Consider the following 10,941-nt stretch of genomic DNA (forward strand, 5'->3'; position numbering starts at 1 on the left):
GCCAACCTCCCCGCAGATTTGCAAGGCAAATCTGCAAGACTCTTGAATCGCCGGGCGCTTTTCCCGCTTCGCTTGGGCGAAGCGGCGCGCCTGGTGGGCCGGGCGTCTTTCCGCCAGTTCCTGCGGCGATGGCCTCGACGGTACTCTATGTACCGCCGTTCGGCCATCGCCTTGGTCCTGACGAAAATCCGTCCCGGCAGAATGGCTCCAAATAGATGCGACACGCTCTAAGGCAAAACACTGCCGAACTGTGACCAGGGACCTTGATGTCCGGGTTTTTGGCTGCAATCGCGGTCTCTCTAGATATTGACGATCATGCTTGCCCCTAGATGACGGATAGTCCCCTCGAGTTTATTGTTAACGGCAGCGGAAAAAGTGCTGATCCTGATCTTTTTTTCGCGGCCGGGCGCGAGATGGAACCAATTGTCGGCTGGCATCCAGCCTGGAGTGGCGATCTGTACCGACTGTGCCAGCCGGTCCGTGGACAGGCTGGCGACCCAATCGCCGCCCTCCCGCTGCAGGCTGGCGGTGATGACAGCCGGGTGGAGCGCGGCCATGCGACCCCGTGGGAAATGGAAGGCTGAGGCGATTTCGCGGCCGCTGGCCCGGTCGACCAAACTTGCCACGGTGACATCATGCGACGGAGGGCCGAAGCGGAAGGCATAGGTCGTGTCGAAAAAGGCGCCGAACAGATCGGTCGCGGCGAAGCTCGCTTCGCTCCGCGCCACGAGTTCGATATCGCGCGTGCCGGAAACCACCGGCGTCGCGCCATCCCTGAGACAGGTAACACTGAGTGTCAGCGCCAGGTTACGGTTGGTCTCGTTGATCAGATGCGCGTAGAGGCCGTTCGTGCCTTCGTCGCTGAGCAGAACCTGCACCGGCCGGAAGGCGCGCCGTAAGCCATGCCAGACTGGCTTTGGCAACCCGGTCGAATCGATCACGCCCCAGCCGGGGCCGGGTAAAAGATCCTGCAGCGTCCAGACCAGCGCGCCGCCCGTGCCGGAGTTGGGCCGACGGAACTCGGCATAGGTTGCTTCGACGACCTCTGCGGTGACAGCGCGCGAAAAATCCAGGTAGCGGGCAGGATCCTCACGGCGCAGCCGCGCCGGGTCGAGGCCATAAAGCTCCTGCAGATAGTGGTCGCGGATGTCTTCAAAATCCCAGGAGGCGTTGCGGTCGCGCGGCACGCGGGCCTTCCAGCGGGGATCGTGGACCGCCGGCACCGGCAGATGCTCGTCGAGTGTCACCTGTTCCGGCACATGCGCGAAAGCGAGGCTTTCCGCGGCAAAGCGGACATTGGCGTGGCGCGCATCGTCGAGCGGCCGGCAATAGGCGCCGACGCCATAATAATGCGTGACAGCTTCGTTGGGCGAGAAGGGCATGGCACCGCCGAAGGGTGAATTCGGCACATAGATCACATCCGGTCGCCATCCTTCATAGGCCGCCGGCAGGATGTCATCGGTGAGCGGCCCGCCCCACATTTTCTTCGGCAGGCCGAGCATCGCCGCCTGCTGGAACATTTCCGAACCACCGCACAGCACGGTCAGCGACGGCGAGCCCTGCTGCGATTTCAAGAGATCGGCAGCCTCCTGCCTGACCAGTTCGACAAATTCGGCATCGGTGACCGGATAGTCGAAATTGGCGAACATGAAATCCTGCCAGACCATCAGGCCGAGTTCGTCACAGAGGTCGAAGAAATCGCGGCTCTCATAGGTCATAGTGCCGCCGATGCGGATCATGTTCATGCCGGCATCGCGGGCGCGCTCCAGCCACGGGCGATAATCCTCTCGACCACCGGGCAGGCGGAGGATATCGGCATTGGTCCAGACAGCGCCGCGGCAGAAGACCGGCAGCGCGTTGATCTCGATGGTAAATCCCTTGCCGTCAACGCCGCGGTCCAGCGAGATGTTACGGAAACCGGTGCGTCCGATCATGTGGTTGACGCCGTCGACGATGAGTTCGACGCCGTAGAGCGGCTGCTCACCATGTGTATGCGGCCACCAGGGCCCGACGGTGTCGAGCGTCAGCTTCGCCCGCAAGTGGCCATCGGCGGAAATCATCACGGGAACGGTCTGGCCGGCGCAGGCGACCCGGAGGTCTCGCGCCTGGCCTGAGAACCGGAACGAGACGTCGAGTACGCCGATCCCGTCCATGTCCAGCGCCGCATTGATGCGGACATCATCTATGTCGACCGCGCCTTCGCGGATCAGATGGATCGGCCGGAAAGGACCGATCGCCTCGACATTCGGACACCAGCCCGGCATGTGGCCGAGCAGCGTGGCGCGCACGAGCCGCATGGTTGGTGGTGTAATCATCTGCGGCCGCCATCGGGCGCGCGGGCCGGCGATCTTGAGATGCGGATTGAGCGCGCGAAAACAGATCGCCAGCCGGTCCGTGCCCCTTAAGGTGACCGGCACGTCATAGGGGATGAACTGGCTCTTGCTGTCGAGGATCTTTTCGTCGTTGAGATAGACTTCGGCGATGGTGGCAAGGCCGCCGAACTCGATCCGCGCCGGACCGGGCGTCTGTTCCTCCAGCACCGCGAGATACCAGTAATCACGGTCATTCAGGCCGACAGGATCGGTGCGGTCGAATTGGTCGGCGCGTTCCAGCGCCGCGGCCACCGTTCCCGGTACCGGTGCTGCGATGGAGTGCACGCGTTCGGGAATATCGGCCGGCGTCGCATAGGCGCCGGCCTCGGAGATCACCATGGCCCAGTCGCCGGCCAGCGAATGCCGTGTCGAAAGTGCCGATGGCGTCGTGTTCATGCCTTGCCCCAAATAGTAACAGCGCGTTTTGGCAAACTGTTAGCTGATTCGGGCCTGCAGAATAGTTGCCACCTTCTCCCAGCCTTCGACCGCCGGATCGAGCACCGAGCCAAGCGCATCGAACTTCTTGCGCGTCAACGCCCGGGCGAGCTGGAACTGCGCCGTCTTGGCCGTGTTGGCAATGACCAGCGCCGACTTTGCCGCCTCCTCGAATTCGGCATCATCAGACAGCCAGCGGAAATGGCTGGCGGCGAGTTCGAAATTCGCGCCCAGCTGCCTCAGCGTATTGAACGCATATTTGTGGAAGAAGCTGAACGGCCGGTCGGCGATGGCGCTGACCTGCATCGGAAATTCACGCGCGAACGCCGCCACCGGATTGGCACGCGGCATGCGCGACAGATGCCGCTCCAGCAGCGCCCGGGCCTGTGCCCGCATATGGCCCTTGCCCGGCAGGGACTCGGGGAACTTGACGAATTCCGTATAGGGCAGGAATGGCGGCGAGCCTTCCGGATAGAACCGGCCGAACACGCCGTCGAAATCCTCGCCCGACAGCCGGTAGAAGCCGCCATTGTGGAAATAGTCGAGCTCCTTGTCCTTCTCGGACAGGCGGTTGATGCCGATCGTCGTCTTGCCGTGCTCGTTGCGATAGCCCACGCCCTGGGTATCGGGCATGAAGAAACTGTCCATTTCGAGCAGGCAGAGTCGGCCGCGGGCGATCTGCTGGCTCACATGATCTTCGACCTTGTCGAAGATCGCCAGTTCCGTGACGCGGATGTCGTACAGGCTTTCGAGATCCTCCAGCGGCACTTTGAAGAAGGTGAACTGGTCGCCCTCGAAATCCTGCGTCAGCGTGAAGCCGAGCATCGCCTCCGGCGGCAGCCGGAGCGCGTTCAGCACTTCGATCCAGAGATCGACATAGCAGTTGGTCTCCGGCCAGATCCGCTCCGGGTCATGGAGCGGATGCGACAGGTAGTGCTGCGGCACGAGTTTCGGGAAGACGGCAGAAGGCATGGTTCAGCCCCAGAGCGTCTTCTTGACGTGTTCCGGCCAGGCCTTGGTGTCGAGGCCATGGGCGGCGAACAGCGCCAGCGCAATGCGTTCCAGGCCGAAGCCGACGCAGGCGGTATGAGCCACCGAGCCGTCTTCGAGGTCGAGACCCCATTTCAGCCCGAAGGCGTCCTGATGATAGTTGAAGCTCATGCAGGCCGTTTTGCTGGCCGCCGAGTTGACCGGGATCAGCAGTTCGAACTTCAGGTTCTGGTCGCGCTGATTGTTGGCCATCATCCGGCCGGCGCGACCGAAGAACGGGTCGTTGGCAACGTCGATTTCGACATCGAGGCCGATCGACTTCATCATCGCGACGCCGCGATCCATCCAGGTCTGGCGGAAGTCGGTGACGTGCGCCTCGGTGCCCATGCAGACATATTCGCGCATGCGGAACATCTGCTGGCGCGTCGGCTCCTTCGACGGCTCATGGCGGAAGCAGTAGGACTGCAGGTCGTAAAGGCCGCCCTTCATGGCGATCGGACCGCGCTTGGCGACGGTCGGATAGAGCGGATAGCAGGCGGCCGGCGTCAGCGCGATGTCGGTGGCTTGCTGGGTCTTGGTCCAGTCGCCGCCTTCCTCCATACATTTCAGCAGGCTCATATGGTCGTGATCGTTGCCGCAAAACGAGTGCACGGTGCCGGCGAGCTGCGGAAAGCTCTTCATGTAACCGGCCTTTTCGAAATAGGCCATGTTCATGCCCGGCGGGAAGCGGATGGCTTCGGCGCCGTCGCCGCCACCGATCGTGTCGATCAGTCGCTCGAAAGCCGCGATGACGCCCTCGAATTCGCCGGAGCGGCCATAGAGACCGTCGACGCCGGTGTCGATGAGCAGACCGGAGTCAAACAGCCGGTCGAGAAAAGAAACCTGCATATCCATAGTAATTACCCCAATAAGCTGGTGTCCTGGCGGTGGATCAGGAGCATGCTGGACGTATTGCCGAGGATTCGGTCGTTGGAAATCATCAGCTGGGCGGAATGGGCGTCACGCAGGTGACGACCGAGGCTGAACGGCGTGCCGTTCTTGTATCCCATGATGCCGACGATCAGCATGGCATGGTTGATAATGGTGAGGATCGTTTCCGATGAAGCGATCTTGACGTTGTTCATCGCCACGGCGAAGGCGACGGAAGAGAGCTTTTCTTCATCCTGCTTGGCGTCCTGATAGGCCTTGATCGCGGCCACGACGTTGGACTTCATCATCTGCAGCAGGTTGGAGACTTCCGCGAGGCGAATGGCGCCCGGCGGGATGACGCCCGGCGTCTTCTTGGCGGCGGCGCGGACGAAGGCCTGGGCGCGATGTACGGCATCGACGGCAATCCCGTACCAGACGCCGCTCCAAAGGATATGGCTGTTGGCGAGCATCGACTGCGCCGCGATCTCCGCGAACGGTTTCGGGAAGATCTGGACGGCCGGCGCCTCGCCGGTGAACAAAAAACCCTCGGAACAGGTGCCGCGCATGCCGAGCGTGTCCCATTCCTGTGTCTTGACCAGCGAATACTGATCCCTGAGGAAGACGGTCATCACCTGGTCGGTCGACGCTGCGTCCTTATGGGCGCGGGATGTGATCAGGATCGCATCGGCGCGGGCGCCATAGGAGATCACAGTCGCGTCCTTGGTCAGCCGGCAGGTGTCGCCTTCGACCTCGATGGCGCAGATCGAATTGCGCAAATTGCCGCCGATGCCGCCTTCGGTCGTGGCCGAGCCGAGCAGCAACTGTTCGGACACGACGCGGCGCATGAAGTCGCGGTGCCAGGCGCTCTGCATGCCGTGCTCGACCAGGCTCGAAAGCTTGATGTGATGCATGGCAAAGATCATCGCGCTGGACGCGCAGGCCTGGCCGATGATCGAGCACAATTCGGCGATCTCGCCGGTGGACGCGCCTTCACCGCCCAATTCGGCAGGGATCTGGATCGACAGCAGCCGTTCGGCTTTCAACGCGTTGACAGCGTCTTCGGGAAAGGCGCCAGTTTTGTCGACGCTGTCGGCACAGGCCTTGGCGACGGCGGCGACGCGCTGGGCTCGCTCATTCAGGCTGCCCACCGCCAGGTTGACGGGAATGTTCATCAGGCGACCTTTCTATCCTGGAGGATGGACGCGACGCTGCGTGCGATAGCTTCAATGCTCTGGAAGGATTTGCGGTTCAGCAGGCTGTCCGGGAATTCGATATCGAAATTCTCTTCCAGCGCGAGCATCACCTGTACGGAGGCAAAGGAGGAAAGGCCTGCTGCATAAAGGTCGGCGCTGTCGGCGAGGTCGTCGACATTGACCGGCAGGCCTGCATGCTTCTTCAAAAGAGTGCGAATGGTATCGTTCATCCCCATATTCCCTTCTTGTCGGCTTTTCGTTTCCGGCCGTTATTCCGGATTGGCACAGACAATAGAGAAAAGGGTATAAGAATAAGCTAAATCAATAGGTTAATGAATAAGTATAGTTTTCTATCGAATTTGCCCGGACATTGAAGCTCTCTGTTAACCCTGTGGCTGGCCTAAAATAAATAAAGCGAATATCAGCCGCCCCTGAATGTCATGGGAAYGGTCATTTTCCAACTTTTCCGGCCAGCTTCCGCCGGTATGGGCGGGAAGGGCGATGCCGCGCGCACGATCTTCAACGCTATTGCATCGACAGCCGGCTTGCCCGAGCTCCTAGTCACCGATAGTCCCGAAATGGAACCATCCGACAGAACCGTGAATGTCACCCACAATTTCCCGTTGGCAGGCGAGGGCATACGCCCCTTGGCGCGTGATAGCTTTCTGCTAACCAGACCTCGATAATTTGTCTCGGCCGCATTGCCGGTCTCGGGCTTTTTGGACGCACCCTTGGAACTGGTCGATGCGGGACCCTTGTCCTTCGCCTCGGCATCGCCTTTGTGGCGTTCATTTTGCTGTTCGCCACGATTGCCATGGTTTTCCTGGCGGTTTTGCCGCTCCGTCGGCTTTTTCTTCAGTTCTTTCTTTTCTGGCTCCGGCTTCTCTTTTTCGTCCTTCTTCTTCTCAGCGGGTTTGGGCTCCTCCTTCAACTGCGTCTCCACACGCTTTTCCTCGGCCGGCTTTTCTTCTTGCCTCTCAGTCGTTTTCTGTTCGACAGGCTGCACCAGGTGCTGTTCGACGATTGGCTCGACTTTCTTTTCAACCGGCCTTTGCTTCTCGTCCGGTCGCTTCTCTATCGGCTTCGGCTCGACCGGTTTTTCGATGATCGGGTCCGGTTTCTGTTCTGCCGGTTCGTCGGGCGAAACAGCTTCCGTCTCTGTCTTACTGTCCTCGGTCAGGATGTTTGGCAGGGTGGGTAGCGCGCCAACTTTTTTAACCGGCTTCACCGGGTCGGCCGACTTGGCATCCGTCACCGGTTTCTCGATCGGCTTGGTCGCAGCCTCCGCGGGCTTTTTGGGCCTCGCAACATCCTCTTCCGCTCCCGCAATGTGGGCTTCGACGTCGCCCTGCGTCACAAGCGCCACGGACATCATACCTTCTTCCTGGGGAGGGTCTTCCGGCACCGTGAGCGTCGCAATGCCGACCGCGACAGCCAAGGCACCGTGCAGGAAGACAGAAAGCGCGAAACCCGCGCGCATGAGCCTGCGCCGCAAGCTGCCATTCATCTCAGGCGCTTCCGTCTGGATTGCGGGTATGTCAGTGTTATCTGGTTCGCTGACATCAGGCGCGCCGGGAAAGGCGCCCATTCCGGTCTCTGAGCCAAGATAGGGTGAGATCCCGTCGTCCCTGGCGAAAGCACAATGCGGCACTTCGGCGAAATGATGCGCGATCACGGCGCGCGCGGCGTCATTGGAATTGGCCGGCCTGAACCGCAATTCCGTCAGGCTGACGAGCTTGCCGGCGGTTTTCGTCATCATGCCTCGTCGCATGCTTGTCGCAAGTTTATGCCTGCAAGCGCATGCCGAAAATTTAAAGTTGACTTTTTAACACTGGTATTGCGTCAATAAGAAAATATGAGTAACGAAGTCAACTATGAAAACGGGTTTTGGACAATTCAGCGGTGCGGCTAAAGTGATGGACGTGGGCAAGGACGACGATGAAGCAACGGTTGAGCCCAATGCCGCCCCGTCGACTGAAAAGCTGCCGCAATACGATACGGAGACACTCTTTGCCGGACGCCGCGAGATCGTCATTCACCATGCGGGCGCAGCCTATCGGATGAAGATCACCCGGCAGGGTAAGCTTATTCTCAACAAATGATCTGGCACACGACGAAAGACAGGACGAGACGATGACCGAGACCAAAGCTCCGACCCCGGCGGATATCCGCGCCTATCGCGCCGACAATCCGAAGCTGCGCGAGCGTGACATCGCCGCCAATCTGGGCATTTCCGAAGCGGCACTCGTTGCCGCCGAATGCGGCATTTCCGTCAGCCGCATCGACGCCGACCCCAATCGCTTGCTCGAGCGTGCGCCCGAGCTCGGCGAAGTCATGGCGCTCAGCCGCAACGAAAGCGCCGTGCACGAGAAGATTGGTGTCTACGAGAATATTCAGATCGGCGAGATGACCTCACTGACGCTCGGCGAGAACATCGATCTCAGGGTGTTCAACCGCGTCTGGGCACATGCCTTCGCCGTCACCAAGACGGATGGCGAGACTGTCCGCCGCAGCCTGCAATATTTCGATAAATCGGGAGAGGCGATCCACAAGGTGCATCTGCGCCCGGCGTCCAATCTCGAAGCCTATGACAGAATAGTCGCTGATTTCCGGCTCGAGGATCAGAGCCAGGATTTTGCCGGCGAGAGTTTCAATCCGGCAGCTTCCGGCCGTACCGAAGGCTTCGATGTCGCCGAGCTGCGCGACGCCTGGAGCAGGATGACCGACACGCATGAATTCTTCGGCATGCTGAAGAAGCTCGACATCGACCGCCAGGCGGCAGTGCGTTCCGTCGGCGACGACTTCGCCTGGAAACTCTCCTCCGGCAGCATGGAAGCGCTGTTCAAGCGCTCGGTCGAGACCCAGATGAACCTCATGTGCTTCGTCGCCAACCGGGGCATCGTGCAGATCCATACCGGCCCGATCCACGCAGTGCAGCCGATAGGCCCCTGGCTCAACATCATGGACCCGACCTTCCATCTGCATCTGCGCGTCGACCACATCGCCGAGACCTGGGCGGTGCGCAAGCCGACCAAGGACGGCCATGTCACCTCGCTCGAAGCCTATGGCCGCGATGGCGAAATGATCATTCAGTTCTTCGGCAAGCGCAAGGAAGGCAATGTCGAAATGCCGGCATGGCGCACGCTGGTCGAGGGTCTGCCGACTGCAGAGAACGCCGAAGCCGCCTGAGGAAAGCCGATGCGCCACATTTTTGATATCAGCCACCGCACCTTGCTTGCGCTGGCGGTAGTCTCGACTATTGGCTTCTCCCCTGCCAGGGCCGATGCAGCGAAGGTGCTCGACGTCTCCCGCCTCGTCACCATTGGCGGCGCCGTCACCGAGATCGTCTACGACCTCGGCCTGGGCGACAAGGTCATCGCGCGCGATACGACCAGCTATTATCCGGCCGCAGTCAATAAGCTGCCGGATATCGGCTATATGCGCGCGTTGTCGCCGGAAGGCGTGCTGTCGGTCAATCCATCGGCGATTCTGATGATCGACGGTTCCGGGCCGCAGACGGCCATCGACGTGCTGACCAGGGCGGATGTGCCTGTCACCACCATTCCAGAAGGCTATGATCGCGATGCGATCCTCGCCAAGATCAAGGCGGTGGGCAAGGCGTTGAATGTCGAAGCCAAGGCCGATGAACTTGCTGCCAAGGTCGGCGCGGATGTCGACGAGGCCGTCAAGGCAAGCGCCAAAATCCCGCAGGACAAGCGCAAGCGCGTCCTCTTCGTCCTCACCATCAGCAACGGCAAGATCATGGCAGCGGGTGATCACACAGCCGCCGCCGGCATCCTCAAGCTGGCCGGCGCCATCAATGTCGCGGCAGGTTTCCAGGGCTACAAGCCGTTGAACGACGAGGCAGTCATCGACGCCAGGCCGGATATCATCCTGATGATGGATCAAGGCGGCCCGACAATGTCCACCAACGCGGAGGTTCTGGCCAATCCAGCGATTGCGCTCACACCGGCCGGCAGGAACAAGGCGCTGATCCGCATGAACAGCATGACACTGCTTGGTTTCGGTCCGCGCACCGCCGAAGCGATCCGCGACCTGTCCCGCTTACTCTACGGCGGCTGACATGGCTTTGGGAATGCAGGCCGGCGACCAGGCTTTGACCCGCCCCGATCGATCACCAACCAGGATGCTGTGGTCGCGTACGGGCTATCATATCGGCCTGCTTCTGCTCGGCTTGCTTGCCCTGGTTCTGCTGGTCGTTTCGGTGATGACGGGCGCGAGCACTGCCTCTGCATTCAACGTGCTGCGTTCCTATGTCTCGGCGCCTGACGATCCTGCCATGCTGCTGCGCGACAAGGTGGTGATCATCGATATCCGCCTGCCGCGCGCGGTGCTCGGCTTTCTGACGGGTGCTGCCCTCGCCGTCTCCGGTGCGGCGATGCAGGGCCTGTTCCGCAATCCGCTCGCCGATCCCGGCGTCGTCGGCGTTTCGGCCGGCGCCAGCCTCGGCGCCGTGTTCTGGATCGTTTTCGGCCATACCCTGTTGGCGCCTTTCACAGCCCTGCTCGGCATCTTCTCATTGCCGACCGCCGCTTTTCTCGGCGGGCTCATGGTGACGTTCGCGCTCTATAAACTCGCGTCGCGCGATGGCGAGACGCAGATCGGCACGTTGCTGATCGCCGGCATTGCAGTCGCCGCTCTGGCCATGGCGCTGACCGGCCTGCTCATCTACATGGCCGACGACAAACAGTTGCGCGACATCACCTTCTGGAGCCTCGGCTCGCTCGCCGGCTCGACCTGGGAGAAGGCGGCGATCGCCGGGCTCGTTGTTCTTCCGTGCCTCGCGGTCGTGCCGTTCCTCAGTCGCGGGCTCAACGCCTTCACGCTGGGCGAGGCGGCGGCTTTCCACATGGGCGTCCCTGTGGAGGCGTTCAAGCGCGTGGCGATCGTCATGGTCGCGGCGGCCACCGGCGTCTCCGTCGCTTTTTCCGGCGGTATCGTCTTTGTCGGCATCATCGTGCCGCATTTGATCCGGCTGGCCGCCGGGCCGGATCACCGCTTCCTGTTGCCCGCCTCGGTGC

At 61.2% G+C, this 10,941-nt stretch carries 10 protein-coding genes; 4 read left to right on the forward strand and 6 right to left on the reverse strand.

Features of this window, described 5'->3' with window-relative positions; translation table 11 throughout:
* Window positions 1-299 precede the first annotated feature (299 nt).
* The 6 genes from AC1D06_RS39755 to tolA all read right to left on the reverse strand — a co-directional run bounded on the left by AC1D06_RS39755 (window position 300) and on the right by tolA (window position 7,487).
* Complete coding sequence (locus AC1D06_RS39755; RefSeq protein WP_477991012.1) at window positions 300-2,768, reverse strand: glycosyl hydrolase 2 galactose-binding domain-containing protein; 2,469 nt, start codon at window positions 2,766-2,768, stop codon at window positions 300-302.
* A gap of 39 nt (window positions 2,769-2,807) precedes the next feature.
* Window positions 2,808-3,779, reverse strand: a complete 972-nt coding sequence (locus tag AC1D06_RS39760) for a DUF1839 family protein (protein WP_477991013.1) — start codon at window positions 3,777-3,779, stop codon at window positions 2,808-2,810.
* Window positions 3,780-3,782: 3 nt separating this feature from the next.
* Window positions 3,783-4,691 (reverse strand): amino acid--[acyl-carrier-protein] ligase, encoded by a 909-nt coding sequence (locus tag AC1D06_RS39765; RefSeq protein WP_477881321.1) that lies wholly within the window; start codon window positions 4,689-4,691, stop codon window positions 3,783-3,785.
* 5 nt (window positions 4,692-4,696) lie between these two features.
* Window positions 4,697-5,878 carry an acyl-CoA dehydrogenase family protein gene (locus AC1D06_RS39770; protein WP_477881319.1) on the reverse strand — a complete coding sequence of 394 codons (1,182 nt, stop codon included), beginning with the start codon at window positions 5,876-5,878 and terminating at the stop codon, window positions 4,697-4,699.
* Window positions 5,878-6,129 (reverse strand): acyl carrier protein, encoded by a 252-nt coding sequence (locus AC1D06_RS39775; RefSeq protein WP_477881317.1) that lies wholly within the window; start codon window positions 6,127-6,129, stop codon window positions 5,878-5,880. Before AC1D06_RS39775 ends, AC1D06_RS39770 begins: the two co-directional genes overlap by 1 nt.
* Window positions 6,130-6,320: 191 nt before the next feature.
* Window positions 6,321-7,487, reverse strand: a complete 1,167-nt coding sequence (gene tolA / locus AC1D06_RS39780; protein WP_477991014.1) for a cell envelope integrity protein TolA — start codon at window positions 7,485-7,487, stop codon at window positions 6,321-6,323.
* A 286-nt stretch (window positions 7,488-7,773) separates the two neighbouring features.
* Between tolA and hemP the strand changes: the two genes are divergently transcribed.
* The 4 genes from hemP to AC1D06_RS39800 form a co-directional block, all read left to right on the forward strand.
* A complete protein-coding gene (gene hemP, locus AC1D06_RS39785) occupies window positions 7,774-8,001 on the forward strand; it encodes a hemin uptake protein HemP (RefSeq protein WP_477881312.1) in 228 nt (75 codons plus the stop codon).
* A 31-nt stretch (window positions 8,002-8,032) separates the two neighbouring features.
* The gene (locus tag AC1D06_RS39790; protein ID WP_477991015.1) at window positions 8,033-9,088 is read left to right on the forward strand and encodes a hemin-degrading factor; all 1,056 of its coding nucleotides are present in this window, start codon (window positions 8,033-8,035) and stop codon (window positions 9,086-9,088) included.
* 9 nt (window positions 9,089-9,097) lie between these two features.
* Window positions 9,098-9,982, forward strand: coding sequence for a heme/hemin ABC transporter substrate-binding protein (locus AC1D06_RS39795; protein ID WP_477991016.1), 885 nt, complete (start codon window positions 9,098-9,100; stop codon window positions 9,980-9,982).
* A 64-nt stretch (window positions 9,983-10,046) separates the two neighbouring features.
* A partial coding sequence (locus tag AC1D06_RS39800; protein ID WP_477991017.1) for a FecCD family ABC transporter permease occupies window positions 10,047-10,941 on the forward strand: 895 nt, incomplete at its 3' end.

The sequence above is a fragment of the Rhizobium sp. P2_G2 genome, from assembly GCF_056403555.1.